Below are 13,883 nucleotides of genomic sequence, written 5' to 3'. Positions count from 1 at the left end.
ACAGCATGGCTATCATTGATGCTGTTAGAAAAATGATCACCAGAAGGCGCGAAGCAATCGCCGAGAAGGATAGAAGGCAGATGAATCTCTTTCTCGACAAGTGCGAACGCTTTCGCCAGCTTCTGGCTGCAAATCATGCCGCACTGGACGCCATGTCGGATATGGGGGACGCCCTTGCCGGGTTGCGCCCCATGGATATGAATTATGTCCGGTCCGAATGCGTCAGTGCCGTTGCTGCGGTTGGTCGTATGGTCGAGGCTCTTTGTGCCATGTCTCCCGACAAGTACGACGGACTCAGGCCTTCGCTTCGTAGCATCGCCTTGTCCATGGATTCGATTATTCATACTCAGAAGAAGGACGGCAGTGCCGGGCCGTTGGTTCTGGCCTTGGAGGATGTGGCGGGGCGCCCCGATCTTTGCGGATCAAAAACCGCAAGCCTGGCCGAAATTCAGGCGCGATTGGGACTGAAGATCCCGTCGGGGTTTGTCTTTACCGCTGATGCCTACCGCTTGTTCCTGGGAACGGGACTGCGTGAGGAAATCGAGAGACTGTGCATGGTCATGCCCTCCGACACCTTGAAGGGGCTGTATACCCTCTCATTTCGAATTTCCGATCTGATTTTTTCAGCTCCCATCCCACAGGAATTGGAGCAATTGGCGGCCTCCTTTCTTGAGCGGACACCTCCCGATGTCCGTTTTGCCGTCCGCAGCAGCGCAATGGACGAGGACATGCTCGGTGTGTCTTTTGCCGGGCAGTACAGTTCAGTACTCAATGTTCACCCCGAAGAACTGTTTGATGCCTTTCGCGAGGTGGTCGCCAGTGCCTATTCGGTGACGGCCATGACGTATCGACGCAACCGTGGGCTCAGGGATGACGACACGGTCATGTGCGTTGCCTGTATGGAAATGATCGAGTCTCAGGCTGGCGGTGTGATGTATACGGCTGATCCTTTGGGGCGAGAGATAAATGTCATTCAGATTCATGCTGTGCCCGGGTTGCCCGTCTCCATCGTGGATGGGGCCTGTGACCCTGATGTCTGGTGCGTCAACAGCAACCCCCTGAAGATTTCGAGCGTCACCATCGGGCATAAGGAATGGATTCGGCGAAGTGATGCGAATCAGGGCACCTGTCGAGTGCGTCTTGAGGGTAGGGACTGCCTGGAACCGTCTCTGAATTCCGGGCAGGCATTGGAACTAGCCAACATGGGGCGGTGCATTGAGCAGCATTTCGGCTGTCCGCAGGACGTTGAATGGGCTCTTGATGCTGAAGGCCAGCTGTGCATTTTACAGAGCAGACCTCTGGAAATACTGACTAAAAATGATATTTCTTTGCGCGGTGTCGGTGGCGAGGTCCTGCTTCAATGCGGCACAACGGCCAGCTCCGGCATCGCTGCAGGGCCGGTGCATATCGTTAACTGTGATGCCGATTTGCTGAGCATGCCTCGTGGCGCCGTCATGGTGACGGATCAGGCACATCCTGCATGGGCTTCGGCATTGGACCGGGTTGAGGCGATTGTGGCCGGGCATGGGAGCATCGCAGGGCATCTGGCGAATGTGGCACGAGAATTCGGAGTGCCGGCAATTTTTGGCATTGAGAACATCATCGAAGTCCTGAGTGAACAGGGCGAAGCCGCGGCGGAGATTACCGTGGATGCGGATTCCTGTTCCATCTATTGCGGTGTTCGTCAGGAGCTTTTCCTGAATCGGAAACCCAAGCCGATCCTCATGGAGAACAGTCCGGTCATGCAGTGCCTGCGAGAGGTGACGGAACAGATCATCCCTCTCAAACTGACCAACGCAAAGAGTCCCGATTTTGTGCCTGAAAATTGTTCAACACTGCATGATATCACGCGATTTTGTCATGAAAAGGGTGTGGACGAGATGTTCAACAACCCTGTGGATATTCCGGCGGGGTCAGCCCGAAGATTATGCACCGACGTCCCCACACAGTATTGGATGCTGGATCTTGGTGGAGGGATTGCCGGGCAGACGACTAAGGCCGTGTCCATTGATGATATCAGATCCGAACCCATGCTCGCCCTGTGGCAGGGTATGCACGCCATGCCGTGGCAGGGGCCACCGCCCCCGGATGCCCAAGGCTTTTTGTCGGTCGTCATGGAGGCTACGGCAAATCCGGCCCTTGAAGCCGGTGCATCGAATGCCATGGGGCAGCGCAATTACTTCATGGTCGGCAGCGACTATTGCAACCTGCAGTCCCGTTTCGGATTCCACTTCAGCACCGTGGAGGGCCACGCCGGGCCGTTTACTGACGAGAATTATGTCTATCTCCAGCTCATGGGGGGCGGAGCCGATTCCAAGCGGCGGAAGTTGCGGGCGTCGATGATCAGCAATGTGCTGGCCCGCAAGGGATTCACGGCAACAGCCAAGGATGATGCGGTTTTTGCCCGAATGGAGAATATTCCGGCGGCAAGTGTGCTGCGGGGAATGATGATCCTTGGGCATGTCATTGTTCATACGCGTCAGTTGGACATGGCCATGTCTGATCCCAATGCGGCAAAGCAGCATGAACATAAGCTGCTGGAAGATATCTCCTCACTACTCGAAACAGCCTGTACCCCCATGGGCTGTTTCCCCACCCCAGCGGACTCCGAGCCTCTCGGAGTCCGTTCTGGGCGGGAAGATTCGGATGGTGTGCAATGATCAAGCTCAACCGCAAGTATGCCATTCTGCGGCTCAAGCTCATGGGGATAACCCTGTGCTTTGCGCTCATTCCGCTGGTGGCTCTCGGGCAATTCATCCACTCCCAATTCAGTTCCACCTATCAGGACAAGATCACTTGTAATCTCAAATTGATGGTTGAAAACAAGCGCGATGCCATTGAGATGTTCCTTGAGGAGCGCGTCAGTCAACTCAAGAACATGGCTTATTCGCATAGTCTGGAAAGCATCAGTAATCATTCAAAACTGGCTCGTATCTTTGAGATTATTCAATCCAATTCAGGCTCGTTCATCGACCTGGGCATTGTGGACAATACCGGGCGGCATGTTGCGTATGCTGGTCCTTATCCCCTGCATGACGTGAATTATTCGCACGAAGCGTGGTTCCACGAGGTCATGCTCAAGGGGGTCTTCATCAGCGATGTGTTTATGGGGTTCCGCAATTTTCCGCATTTCATCATCGCAGTGCGCCGTCAGGAAGGAGAGCGCTCATGGATCTTGCGGGCGACCATTGATTCGGACGTGTTCACGTCGCTGGTGCGAAGTGTTCAGGTGGGGCGAAAGGGCGATGCCTTTTTAGTCAATAGTGGTCAGATTCTTCAAACTCCGTCACGGTTTGCAGAGAATGTTCTGTCCGTGGCCTCCGTGTCTGTTCCCGTGGTCGATCCCGGGCAGGGTGTTAATTTCATGGAGTGGATGGATGGTCGGGATATCATGATCGCGGGGGTGACGAATGTACCCGCGACGGGGTGGCGACTGGTCGTTGCCGAATCACCGACCGAAGAGATGTCTCCACTCATCAAGACGCAATCCATAACACTTGGGCTGTTGGGACTGGGTGTGCTCACCATTCTGGGTGGGTCATACCTGAGCACCGGATCAGTCATCACGAAGCTCATGCAGGCCGAAAAGGAAAAAGCCTTGCTGGATGCCTCTGTGGTGCAGTCCAGCAAGATGGCCTCGTTGGGCAAGCTCGCTGCTGGCGTGGCGCACGAAATCAACAATCCTCTGACGATCATCCGCGAAAGTGCCGGATGGATGCGTGACGTCATCAGTGACGGCGAACTGGGTGAATCGAAGATTGTCGAGGAACTGGCCCAAGCTGTGGATGACATTGATCGCCATGTGGAGCGGGCTGGCAAGGTTACACATCGAATGCTTGGCTTTGCCCGGCGCATGGAACCTCTTCAGGAGAACGTGGATATCAATGCGCTGACCAGGCAGACCTTTGCTTTTCTTGAAAGTGAGGCGTTGCACCGCGGCATCGAGATCGTTTTCAATCTCGATGAAGCCCTTCCCGGCGTGACCACGGATGCCAACCAGGTGCAGCAGGTGATCTTGAATCTCATGGAGAACGCCATCGACGCCATGACTCAGGATGGAGTTCTTACCCTGCACACCTATCGCATGGGCAAGGCCGTTGCCTTGAGCGTTCAGGACACAGGGGTGGGGATATCCGAGGAAAATTTGCCCAAGGTCTTTGACCCCTTCTTCACGACGAAGGCGGTGGGCGAAGGCACCGGGCTGGGACTTTCAATCATATATTCGACCATACAGCGGTTGGGTGGCGAGGTAACTGTGGCCAGCAAGCTTGGGCAGGGCTCGGAATTCACCATTACTCTGCCAGCCGCTGAAACAGACGAGGCATTGTGAACCGCAGAGTCGGTCGGGAGGTATCCATGAATAAGAGTATTCGAGTGTTGGTGGTAGATGACGAAGATCGTTTCCGCGAGAACATTGTTCGAATTCTCAATGATTGTGGTCTGGAAGCAGAAGGTGCCGAGGACGGGGAACAAGCCCTGAACCTTGTGAAGGAATATGAATTCGACGTGATCCTGTTGGATATGAAAATGCCGGGGCTCAGCGGCGAAGGAACCCTGAGGAGCATGCGCAGCACTGGCATCGATGCCGAAGTTGTGGTGCTCACGGGCCATGCCTCCGTTTCAGGGGCGCTCAGCATGATGGAACTTGGCGCATTTGATTACCTGCTCAAGCCGGCCTCCGTGAGTGAGATGCTGCGTAAGGTCAAGCTGGCAGGAGAAAAGAAAAGACAACGTAATAAACGCTCGGCCTCAAGAAACATGAAGTCGGACATGGACTGATTGCGACAACGTATGCCGGGGCAGGGTGGACTCTGTCGTGAGAATGCCCTGCGGCCAATTGCCCCAGAGTGCGGTTTGTGCACCGGCGTTAGGCATAGGCAGCGTGAGTTGTACCTACCTGACATCATGATGATTTTTTGATGGTCGCGCCTCATTTGTAAGGAGATGACAATGACAGTCAAAGCAAAACTACTCACCGTCCTTTTTGTGGCATTCTTCGGTTTTACTGCCGTTTTTGCTGCACGTTGGTATGGCGACAGGACTCTGGAGAGGGCCGACCATGCCCTTGCGCTGGCCGCTGAAAGCAACACGCTGATCCTTCAGGCGCGGAGTTGGGAGAAAAGCTACCTCCTGCTCAAGGACAAGGAGGCCGCGATCCGTGTGGGTGAAGATATTGTGCGCGCTGGTGAGGATGTAGCCGCCATCCGCGATTTGGCTTCGGATACGAATGTCAATTTCGAACAGGCCCAGTCGCTGCTTTCCGCCTACCGCAGCACGTTTACCGATGTCGTGAACCTGCAGCAGCACATCGGCTATGACGAAACCCAGGGCCTGCGAAAGGTTTTTGTCGATGCTGCCCGTCATCTGGAGGCTGTCTTCAAGGATGCCACGGATGAAGACGGATTTACCATCCGCCTGTTGCAGCTTCGCAGGCAGGAAAAGAACTACATGATCCGGGTTACTGAAAAGTACTGGAACAAGACCATGGTCGAGCGCGAAAGACTGGAACAGCAAATCCAGCAGGCTGCTTTTCCGCCAGCGACCCGCCAGGATCTTCTCGTCGCCCTGGAGGCTTATACTGTGTCTTTCCGCCAATACCGCGAAAGCATTGAGACAATGACAGGCTTGATGGCAAAACTGCAAGAGCACGCCTCCGCTCTTGAACCATTCTTTGTCTCCGTTGAAGAACACTTCGCTCAAGGTGCAAAGCGTACGGCCACCATCGTCAAGTATTGCGTCTATGGCGTCGAGGGGACCATGGCAGTGGGTATTATCCTCCTTATCCTCATGCTTGTGGTCAGCATTTCGAAGCAGCTGGAAGCATTGAGTAGTTATACTCAGGCTGTGGCTTCAGGAAATCTTGAGGAGCAGCCGGATGGTGACTTCTCAGCCGAGTTCCTGGATTTGACCAACGATGTTACGGCAATGGTCACGAGCCTCAAGGATTTCATTGCCCAGGCCGAGGAAAAGCAAGCGGAGGCCAGAGCACAGGCCAAGGCTGCGGAACAGGCCAGAATCCGTGCAGACAAACAGACCGAGCATTCGCAAGGCCTTGTGGAATTGATGGAGTCGTCCTCGATGGAAGCGGAGGATATTGTCGGCGATCTCTCGAATGCCGCAATGTCACTCTCATGCCAATCGGAGCAGATCAGTAAGGGCGCACAGGTGCAGCGGGATCGGATGACTGAAATGGCTACGGCCATGGATCAGATGAATGCGACGGTGCTTGAGGTTTCCAGAAATGCTCTGGAAGCAGCCGGAACCACGGAGCATTCCAGGGCCAAGGCTGAGCACGGCAGGCAGGTCGTCGGTGGTACGGAAACGGTCATGTCAGAGGTGGCTGAAGCCACGGCCTTGCTGTTGCGGGATATGAATGAACTGAACACCGAAGCCGAGTCCATCGGGCAGGTGATGGAAGTCATCAACGAGATTGCCGATCAGACCAATCTGCTTGCCTTGAACGCAGCCATTGAAGCCGCTCGGGCAGGAGAAGCGGGCAAGGGCTTCGCCGTTGTGGCTGATGAGGTGCGCAAGCTGGCTGAGAAGACCATGAATGCCACCAAGGAAGTGGAAACCAAGGTCAGTACCATCCAGAAGGCGACGCGCAGGAATATGGCCAGTGTTGACAAGACCAGCAAGGATGTTGCCGCAGCCAATGCCACTGTTCGCGAAGCAGGGCAGGCATTGATGGATATTCTGGATAGTACGGAAGCTGCTGCCTCGCTGGTGCAGGGCATCGCTTCTGCTTCCGAGGAACAATCCCAGGCCTCCAATGAAATCAGTGCTGTGGTAAACGAAGTGGCGACCATTGCCGGTGAGTTTGCCAAGATTGTGGATGTCTCCAACGACTCGACCACAAAGCTGGCTTCGATGTCTCAGCAGTTGCAGGGCATCATCGGCACCTTGCGTTCGGAGGACATGCATGTGGACCTGATGGGAGAACCTGTCGAAGCCATAAGACAATAACGCCAGGGAAGTGGTCACCCCCAACTGCCTGGCTGGCTCCTGTCGGGTGGTTCGGTGTGACGGGTATGGGCTCCCCATTGTGCGGGGGAGCACTTATTTGAGCCTCTTTGGGCTCTGCGAAACCAACCCACACTTTCGACTGGCGATGTTCACACAGGCCCGGGGATTCGTCCCCGGGCCTTTAGTGTGCAGGGGCTTCAGAAAGAAGGGGGCATGGGCTCCTTTTGTTGGGGAATGAGAGCGTTTGTGGTGGCGGTTCCATCTAAAATTCAATGCCGTCCTTGTGGCCATCTGCCTCTGTCCTGACGGCACGGTCACGCTTATAGATGTTGGCGTGACTTGGTTGTGGTCAAGGAGTGGGGCTCCTAAGGTGTAATCTATTCCGTCGTTTGTCTTTTGATTACAAGGCGTGGACTGCGGCTGAATCTGGATGTGCGTGTTTTAGTCACTGGGATGTGATTTTTGTCTGTTTCGGTGTTTGGCAGAGTTCGTCGGGTTGTTGTGAAAAGACGGGAATACATGTCTGCGCCGCGGGAGTTGAAACTGTTGCTGAGGTCCTGTCGGGCCTTATTGGTGTGCTCGTGTTGAGAGCCTTTTTCCCGTTGAAACGTTAGTCTACGGTAAAGCCGCGTGTGGTATTGATATGAATCAGATTCTCAATGAAGTCCGGGAACGGGCCGTCAAGGTGTGGAAGCAGGAGAACATGCTGGACCGGAGCGTCCGAGTGTTCACCGGTCCCTTGAATGTCAAGGAAGCCATTGGAAACCCAGAGGGTGATGATTTTCCCATTCAGCAGGGCAAGGAGCGGCTAATGGAGGCCGGATTCGGGGATGCGCGCGGGCAGGCTTTTACCGATGATTTCGGTGCCCATTCCGCCACGTTGGGAGAGATCGCACAATTGCCTTTTGATTCCAATTTCAATCGGGCTGTGTTTGTTGCAGCCTTCAATGCTGCCATGTGCAGCCTGGGCCGAGCTGGAAATACCGTACATTGCCGGGATCAGGGGCCACACGAATGCTCCCTGGCTTTGCCGGGATATTTGCGTGGAGAATATGGAGAGCCTCGCATTACGCTGGTGGGGTTTCAGCCAGCCATGATCGAGGCCGTTAATGCGCATTTCAAGCTGCGGGTGCTTGATCTGGACCCCGACAACGTGGGGCAAATCAAACGCGGTGTGCTGGTGGAAGGCCCGGATACTGCGGCGGAGGCCCTGGCCTGGGCTGATTTGTTGATGATCACAGGTACAACCCTGGCCAATGGCAGCATCGATGATTTCATTGATCTTTCAGGCAAGGCCAAAAATGGTGCCGATGTACTCTTTTATGGCACCACCATTGCCGCTGCTGCGGAGTTGATGGGCTGGCCTCGGTTCTGCCCCATGAGTAGCTAACGACGGCGAGTTCTCGAGGCGGACATCTCTTTTGGTAGAATACTACCTTTCCATGGCCCAAGTTTATCCTCGGGCCTTGTTGTTTCTCGATTTGGAAACGACAAAGATGTTATTAGAATTTGATGTAGAGCTTCAGTCCACTGATATAGAAATCGTTTTCCGGCTCCATGACCCTCCCCTTCACTCCACCGAAGGAAATGCGATCCTTCTTGGAGTCGGCAAAGTGCCAATACCGGAAATACGGCTCGGCACCCAGGGAATAATCACCGAAGTCGTATTCAGCGAAGATGGACAGGCGGGCCCCGCCTCCGTTGCCAAATCGTTGCCTGTTGAAGGCATCTTCGTAACCGGGGCCAGCTTGGGAAAGCTTGGACTCCACTCCACCCATGAGCAGGAGATTGCCTTCCAATGAGCCACCCAAGGACCAGTTCTCCCAGGGCCGTGAAATGACGTTCACTCCAGCAGTCAGATGCAACTGGGTGATGAAGCGTTCGTAACCACCCTGGACCTTGATTTTGTCATACCAGTGGCGGGCACTCAGGCCCACAAATGGCGTGACTCCGGTCCCGCGGAAGTCGAACCCCTTGCCTACGATGGCCCGTGCGGTCAGCAGGGTGTCGTTGGTTGAGCAGCGCAATGAGGTGCCGTTCGAGTAGTGGCCGACATAATCCATTGAACCACCGACGGCCCCGAGCTCCACCGAAGCCATGAGGTGATTGTCCGTAAAGTCGCCGGTCCACGAACCGGACAGACCGTTCAGAAACCCTTCTTCGTGCATGACGTTTGGCTCGTCATAGAACATGTACATGGTCTCGTAGGCCAGCTTGAATTCACTGGGCGGGAAGAGCTCTTTGGCCTGACACGGGAAAGCAAGGTTCATCAGGCAGATGAGTACGAGTACGAGTCTGGCAGCGATTTTGGTCTTCATGGCTTGAGTCATGTCCTTGCAATGAAAGCTGTCTGCTGAAGGCGTAAAGAAGTTGCGCCGCGTTTTGCGGTTGTCAGTTTGGCCAAGCGGTTCAATATTGTCTTGGAATCGCTTTGTCGAGTCTCTTTTAACCCGAGTAATTCAAATGAAATTGGATTGTTGATGCCAATCCTCAGGTTTCATGTTTTACGCTCTGGCCCTAAGAGGCCCGAGGAGAAATCCTCGGGCCTCTGTGCGTTTGGGTGGGCCGAGTTGGACGGCCACGCTTGGCCTTGATTTCCGGTTCCAGTATGCTGAACCTAATAATTTTGAATATCACTCGGCAAAAAGGAGGAGGCATGGTCATTGCCTGGATCAATTTTGCGGTGCTGTTGGGTAGCGCTGTGGCGATTCTTTATCTTTATGAGCAGAGTGTCTCCCCGGCAGCCAGAGAACGGTTGACTGGCGAATCCGAAACGTACAAACGATGCGGGCGGTTACGATGGTTGGTTGTGATCCCCATGGGGCTCAGCGTCGTGTGCTTTGCACTCTATCGTATTTTTCCATTGCCCGTGCCTCTGCCCGAGGACTTCCCCTGGCCCTGGTGGGTTTCCCTGGTCTTGGCTCTGCTGATCATGGTGCCGGCGGGGGGCATTATGATGGCAGGGGCCAGAGCAGCTGGACGGGAGACCATGACACCGCAAAAGGATCAGAGCTTGTTCGGTGGTATTTATCGATGGATACGCCATCCGCAGTTCTACGAGGTCTTCTTCTGGTGGGGGCTGGCTCTCGTCCTGCACTCGCCTTTTCTGTTTGTGTTCTCTTTTGTCTATTTGCCTGTCTGGGTCATGATGGTTCAGGCCGAAGAACGCGATCTTGTTCTGCGCCATGGGGATGTCTATGTGAACTATTATCGCCGTACTGGAGCGATTTTTCCGCGCCGGGACAGACGTGAACCATAGCGATTGTCCGTTGGGGAAAAGGACCGTGCGCCGGGAATTGGATCGTCAGGAGAGGAGAGTGAAATGCAGGACAACTACACCGTCAGGACCATGCGTGCGGACGAGGTTCCCCTGGCCGTTCAGTGGGCCGCGCAGGAGGGTTGGAATCCCGGGCTGGATGATGCCGGACTGTTCTTCAAGGCCGATCCGCAGGGATTTCTTGTGGGGCTTTTGGATGGTGAACCCATCGCCACGATTTCCGCCGTGAAATACGGAAAGACTTTTGGGTTTGTGGGGTTCTATATCGTTCAGTCGGAATATCGGGGGAAGGGGTATGGCCTTCGGCTCTGGGACGCCGCCATGCAGGCCCTTGCCGGACGGGTTGTAGGTCTTGATGGTGTTGTGGCGCAGCAGGGTAACTACAGGAAATCAGGCTTTGAACCGGCTTACCGCAATGTTCGTTACGAGGGCAGATGCGGAGGCGTTGCCCCCGAGCATTCCGGGCTCGTGGATATCTCTGGTCAGTCTCTGGAAAGTGCGGTGGCGTATGATCGGCAGTTTTTCCCTGATGACCGGGCGCAGTTTCTGCGGGCATGGCTTAGCCAACCTCGGGCCAAGGCTTTCGGAATACTGGCTGAGGGCAGGTTGGCGGGATACGGCGTGATTCGACAATGCCGGTCCGGCTACAAGATAGGCCCGTTGTTTGCCGATAATGATGACTATGCCGAAGTTCTGTTTCAGGCGTTGCGATCGGGCTATAGCGCTGAAGTCCCTCTGTATCTGGATGTGCCGGAGGTGAACTCGCAGGCTGTTTCACTGGCACAGGGCCATGACATGTCGGTGGTGTTTGAGACAGCCAGAATGTATGCGGGGCAGGTTCCGGACATCCCGGTAGATCGTATCTTCGGGGTGACATCTTTTGAGCTGGGTTGATCGTGTCCGTTCTTGTGTGCGGGGACAGGGGGCGCGACAGGGCGCGAAGACTGATTCGGAGTGAGTAGACTAGCCTTTTGGGCCGTTCATGGCTGCCTAAGTCATCCGATTATGGGCACAGCTTCTTCCTGATTGATGGTTGAGTATCGACGGTGACTAAGGTAATGAAGCGCATCGTTGGTGCCGCCGTTTGTCCGTGCTGGTGCCAGGAGCCCAAAAGGAGCAACCGTGGCCAAGCACAGACGAGACGTAGCAAAGGATTCCATCATCAAGTCCATGCTCCCCGCCAATACGGGGTTGGACATCTTCGAGAGCAGCGCCGGGCGTGGCGAGTTGGCCATCGAACTGCAAGACGCCGAGCACAGGGTCCGGGTCTCCAATTTCAAGCCTGGTTCCCTCCAGTTCGATATCCCAGAGGACATTGTCAATCTGGAAGCCGGACTGCCCTATGAAGACGCCAGCTTCGACGTCATCATCTGCCGCGAGGTGATCGAGCACATCGCCTGCAATCTGCCCTTGCTCAAGGAATTCGCCCGTTGCCTGCGCCCCGGTGGAACTCTGATTCTGACCTTCCCAAATAAACTTTCGCTGCCATCGCGCCTGTACCATCTGTTTACGGGCTTTTATAACGGTCTGAAATCGCCCATCAATCCGGGCGTGTTCTTTGGCGAGGCCCATGTCAATCTGATCTCCTACCATGAGATGGACTACCTACTGCGCGACAGCGGCATGTCTCAGGTGGTCGGTCGTTCCAGTGACATTCGCCCCGGAGCCTGGCTAACCGCGCCGCTGATTCCCGTTGTGCGCCTGCTGACGTGGTATTTCCTGTTTCAGTACAAGAAAAAGGCTCAGGAACACCGCAAGGACAAGCCGGAATTCGTGGCCTATAATCGAGAGATCTACGAGGCCATCACCTCCACCGAGCTGTTGCTTGGCAAGGATGTGATCATGTCCGCCCGCAAGAATTAGTTTACCTGCCAACGCCAGACGAAAAGCCCGGAAGGATAATAATCCTTCCGGGCTTTTTCATGCGCGCCGTGAAGCAGGTTAAGAAAGAAAGTTGACCAATTGCCCGGTGATGGGTGTGTTCTTGATCTGCTCGATGAATTCCTCTTCGTTGAGTTCACCGGATTGGAACTGCTGGTACAATTGCCAGAGGGCTCCCCTTTTGGTGCCGAACTGGTTGCCCTGAGCCTGCAATGCGTTTTCGTTTTCCTTGCGTGGGCCTTTGAATCCGCTCTCCTGCAACATTTGCTGCAGCTCTCTTGAGCGCGGAATTCCGGCTTCGTGAAATTCCTTTCGCATGGCCAACATGTCATCCCGGGTCATATTTTCCGGGTCATACTTGGCAAGAATTTCCTCTGCAGTGGTCTTTTGCTCCTCGGTCATGGGGATGTCCATTGACTGATTCATCCCGTAACCACCTGTAACTCTCATGCTTTTCCTCCTCTGTCCCCTCCCGACATGAAAAGGATATACGCCGTTGAACAGCTTTGAATGCACAGGCTGTGCCGCTTAACATGTCTTAAACATGGGAGGTTTGGAGAGGAGTGAGGACGCTCAGCGTCTTTCGATGAGCAGCAGATGGGTCTGAGCAGCGGGGTGATTGTGCATGGTGCAGCGCCTGACCCGCGCTAGGTTGGGTGACAGCGTGGCGCAATGTTTGTCCACGGCGACTGCTTCTTTCTGACCGCCTGGGTGGCCCGTATACATGACAATGGAGATGACTCCGCCGGGCTTCATGACGGATAGTGCGGAATCAATGGCCGGACAGGTGGTTGCAGCGCAGGTGACAATGTTCTCATTGCTGCCGGGCAGGTAGCCGAGGTTGAACATGACAGCCATGACCTGCCCATGGAATTCGTCGGGTAGCATTCGTGCCATGAGTTCATGCCCGACCTGGAGCAGGGTCACATTGTCGGGGGCATTCTTGATGTTGAGTCGTTTGCGGGTCTGGTCCAGCGCCTGCTGCTGGACATCGAACCCGAATACGTGGCCTTCGGGGCCAACGCATTGGGACAGGAAAAGGGTGTCGATTCCATTGCCCGTTGTGGCATCAACAACGATGTCACCGGGCAGGATGACCTTTTCCATGATGATTTTGACGAAGCTGATGGTGTGGCTGATGAGCATGGCGAGGTTGTAGCTTGCATCATGCTCGGGGGGCAAGAGCAGTACGACCAACACTTTTGTAGGTTGTTTTGAGGCGTGGCCTACCAATATGTCTGTTTTTGTGGCGGGTGGCTCTTGCTGTTGGTTCAGTCGACGTTCTATCCTGCTTTGTTGGCTCTTAGATGGTGTGTTTTTCTAGGATGTTAGGATGATCATGGGGCTTGGAGGGGCGTTGTCTTGGTGAAACTCATATTTTGGCATGATTCGAGTAATACCAACGCTGTCATCAAACCATTCAAGGAGACAGACAATGGATACACCGGTACGACCTCTTGGGTTGATAAAGGATCTCCTCGAGGATTTGGGACAGGAAGTGAGTTATGCCTACGATGATCTGGTTTTTGTGGGGCATAATGCTTTTTTGTTTCAATTCACGGGGCAGGGGGCATTTGTGGATTTGTATTTCAATACCCAGTGTAAGGACGCAGAACGGCAACGGCTTGCCTCAGCCATCATCAGAGGTGGCGTTTGCCGCGGTCTGACCGTGACCCCGAAAGGTCAGTATGATTTGATTGAAAATGATGACGAAACAATATCCATCGAGTTCTCATGATCTTGCGTATGTGCAGGCACA

General features: G+C 54.6%; 12 protein-coding genes. 9 read left to right on the top strand and 3 right to left on the bottom strand.

What is annotated here, in order from left to right:
• The first annotated feature begins 5 nt into the window (after positions 1-5).
• From EL361_RS07160 to EL361_RS07140, 5 genes are all read left to right on the top strand, one after another.
• The gene (locus EL361_RS07160) at positions 6-2,660 is read left to right on the top strand and encodes a PEP/pyruvate-binding domain-containing protein (protein WP_126378027.1); all 2,655 of its coding nucleotides are present in this window, start codon (positions 6-8) and stop codon (positions 2,658-2,660) included.
• Complete coding sequence (locus EL361_RS07155; protein WP_126378025.1) at positions 2,657-4,330, top strand: sensor histidine kinase; 1,674 nt, start codon at positions 2,657-2,659, stop codon at positions 4,328-4,330. The genes EL361_RS07160 and EL361_RS07155 overlap by 4 nt, the downstream gene beginning before the upstream one ends.
• Before the next feature lie 26 nt (positions 4,331-4,356).
• Positions 4,357-4,779 (top strand): response regulator, encoded by a 423-nt coding sequence (locus tag EL361_RS07150; protein WP_126378023.1) that lies wholly within the window; start codon positions 4,357-4,359, stop codon positions 4,777-4,779.
• 171 nt (positions 4,780-4,950) lie between these two features.
• On the top strand, positions 4,951-6,966 hold the full coding sequence (locus tag EL361_RS07145) for a methyl-accepting chemotaxis protein (RefSeq protein ID WP_172961665.1): 2,016 nt from the start codon (positions 4,951-4,953) through the stop codon (positions 6,964-6,966).
• Between the two features lie 643 nt (positions 6,967-7,609).
• A complete protein-coding gene (locus EL361_RS07140; protein WP_126378019.1) occupies positions 7,610-8,356 on the top strand; it encodes a Rossmann-like domain-containing protein in 747 nt (248 codons plus the stop codon).
• Between the two features lie 112 nt (positions 8,357-8,468).
• Here EL361_RS07140 and EL361_RS07135 read toward each other — a convergent pair whose 3' ends face one another.
• Positions 8,469-9,284 carry a hypothetical protein gene (locus EL361_RS07135; RefSeq protein ID WP_126378017.1) on the bottom strand — a complete coding sequence of 272 codons (816 nt, stop codon included), beginning with the start codon at positions 9,282-9,284 and terminating at the stop codon, positions 8,469-8,471.
• Positions 9,285-9,622: 338 nt separating this feature from the next.
• Between EL361_RS07135 and EL361_RS07130 the strand changes: the two genes are divergently transcribed.
• From EL361_RS07130 to EL361_RS07120, 3 genes are all read left to right on the top strand, one after another.
• Complete coding sequence (locus EL361_RS07130; protein ID WP_172961664.1) at positions 9,623-10,225, top strand: methyltransferase family protein; 603 nt, start codon at positions 9,623-9,625, stop codon at positions 10,223-10,225.
• A 63-nt stretch (positions 10,226-10,288) separates the two neighbouring features.
• Positions 10,289-11,137: a GNAT family N-acetyltransferase gene (locus tag EL361_RS07125; RefSeq protein ID WP_126378013.1), complete on the top strand. Its 849-nt coding sequence runs from the start codon at positions 10,289-10,291 to the stop codon at positions 11,135-11,137.
• Positions 11,138-11,365: 228 nt separating this feature from the next.
• The gene (locus tag EL361_RS07120; protein ID WP_126378011.1) at positions 11,366-12,106 is read left to right on the top strand and encodes a class I SAM-dependent methyltransferase; all 741 of its coding nucleotides are present in this window, start codon (positions 11,366-11,368) and stop codon (positions 12,104-12,106) included.
• A gap of 78 nt (positions 12,107-12,184) precedes the next feature.
• On the opposite strand, the gene EL361_RS07115 is transcribed toward EL361_RS07120, so the two are convergent.
• Together EL361_RS07115 and mnmM are read right to left on the bottom strand one after the other, a co-directional pair.
• Positions 12,185-12,574, bottom strand: a complete 390-nt coding sequence (locus EL361_RS07115; RefSeq protein ID WP_126378008.1) for a hypothetical protein — start codon at positions 12,572-12,574, stop codon at positions 12,185-12,187.
• 123 nt (positions 12,575-12,697) lie between these two features.
• The gene (gene mnmM / locus EL361_RS07110) at positions 12,698-13,306 is read right to left on the bottom strand and encodes a tRNA 5-(aminomethyl)-2-thiouridylate-methyltransferase MnmM (protein ID WP_232034899.1); all 609 of its coding nucleotides are present in this window, start codon (positions 13,304-13,306) and stop codon (positions 12,698-12,700) included.
• Between the two features lie 253 nt (positions 13,307-13,559).
• On the opposite strand from mnmM, the gene EL361_RS07105 reads away from it, so the two are divergent.
• Positions 13,560-13,862 carry a hypothetical protein gene (locus EL361_RS07105; RefSeq protein ID WP_126378006.1) on the top strand — a complete coding sequence of 101 codons (303 nt, stop codon included), beginning with the start codon at positions 13,560-13,562 and terminating at the stop codon, positions 13,860-13,862.
• Positions 13,863-13,883: the final 21 nt, after the last annotated feature.

Origin of the sequence: Desulfovibrio ferrophilus (genome assembly GCF_003966735.1) — a bacterium.
Lineage (GTDB): Bacteria > Desulfobacterota > Desulfovibrionia > Desulfovibrionales > Desulfovibrionaceae > Desulfovibrio_Q > Desulfovibrio_Q ferrophilus.
Note: the sequence above shows the minus strand (reverse complement) of the source record. Positions and strands in the feature narration are given on the sequence as shown.